Below are 1,435 nucleotides of genomic sequence, written 5' to 3'. Positions count from 1 at the left end.
TTCTTGCTTCATTAAAAATTTCTCCTTTTCTCTTCAATAAAAAAAGCGATCGGAGTTTTTCTTTTCCAATCGCTGATACTCTTGCTATTTAGTTTTCCTTAGTGGGACTTCTTATCCTTACCATCTTTCCTCCTGATTTTGAGTAATAAAAAAGCAGCAAATCTATGTTCTTTAGACTTACTGCACTCTTGTAATAACCGTTTCTCTATTTAATTTTGCTTTCCCTTTTCTCTTGATATATTCCTCAATATCAAAGGCATTTTTCTTATTAAAATCTTCAAGTAACTTGTAATTCTTATGCTTTGTAATATCAAATTTATCTGATAAAAACGGTCTTACACCTCTAAGCTGAAAGATACATTTACTGCCATCCATAACCGTTATCTCATCTTGACTCATCAGCTCTTTTCCTGTCTTTTGGTAATTGAGTCCATAACTATTAGCATTTGATCTTGTTTCCGATGTATTATATAGATCTATCGTTTCCTTTCCAAGCGTTTCTGATAGCTCTTTAAGTGTTGTTTTCTCCTTTCCACCCAAGAATAGCGTGCTATCACAGTTACCGACAATGGTATCTGCATTATCCTTGTAAATTGCCTTTAGCTGAGATTGTGCTTGCAAAATAATGCTTGCAGATATTTCTCTTGAACGGATTGTCGCTATTAACTTCTCAAACTTTGGAATTAAGCCGATATTTGCAAATTCATCAAGCAAACACCTTACATGAACAGGTAATCTTCCTCCATACTCATCATCTGCCTTATCACAAAGTAGATTAAATAACTGTGAGTACATGATAGACACCACAAAGTTAAAAGTATCATCTGTATCAGAGATAATAACAAAGAGTGCTGTCTTTCTATCTCCAAGTGTATCAAGTTCAAGTTCATCTTCTTTCATCAAGTCCCTAAGCTCCTGAATATCAAAAGGAGCAAGCCTTGCACCACATGAAATAAGAATAGACTTTGCCGTTTTTCCAGCAGCAAGTTTGTATTTCTTATATTGCTTTACCGCAAAGTGCGTAGGCTCTTTCTTTTCCAATGCTTCAAATAGTCTATCAATGGGATTCATATAGGTTTCATCATCTTCTCTGACTTCTGAAGCATCTATCATATCCAGTAGTGTCGCAAAGTTCTTTTCTTCTCTTGGAGCTTCATAAAAAATATAACCTATCAAAGCCGTATAGTAGAGTTTCTCGGCTTTCACCCAAAAATCTTCACCTGCTTTTTCACCCTCTCCCTTAGTATTTGCAATGATTGTCTGTACCAATTTAAGTATGTCTTTTTCACTTCTGAGATAGGCGAATGGATTGTACTTCATACTCTTTTTAAAGTTGATGGTATTTAAGATTTTTATCTCATAGCCATTATCTTCAAGCATCTTCCCACACTCAATGACTATTGTTCCTTTTGGGAAGATTTGTCAAGGACATAAA

Annotated in this window: 1 pseudogene; it reads right to left on the bottom strand. The window is 34.8% G+C overall.

The annotated features are described in order from the left end of the window. Window positions 1–177: 177 nt before the first annotated feature. Window positions 178–1,413 (bottom strand): annotated as a pseudogene (locus HMPREF2801_RS05700) (VirD4-like conjugal transfer protein, CD1115 family); the annotation flags it as partial. Between the last annotated feature and the right edge of the window lie 22 nt (window positions 1,414–1,435).

The organism is Peptoniphilus sp. HMSC062D09 (assembly GCF_001811425.1).
Lineage (GTDB): Bacteria > Bacillota > Clostridia > Tissierellales > Peptoniphilaceae > Peptoniphilus_A.
Note: the sequence above shows the minus strand (reverse complement) of the source record. Positions and strands in the feature narration are given on the sequence as shown.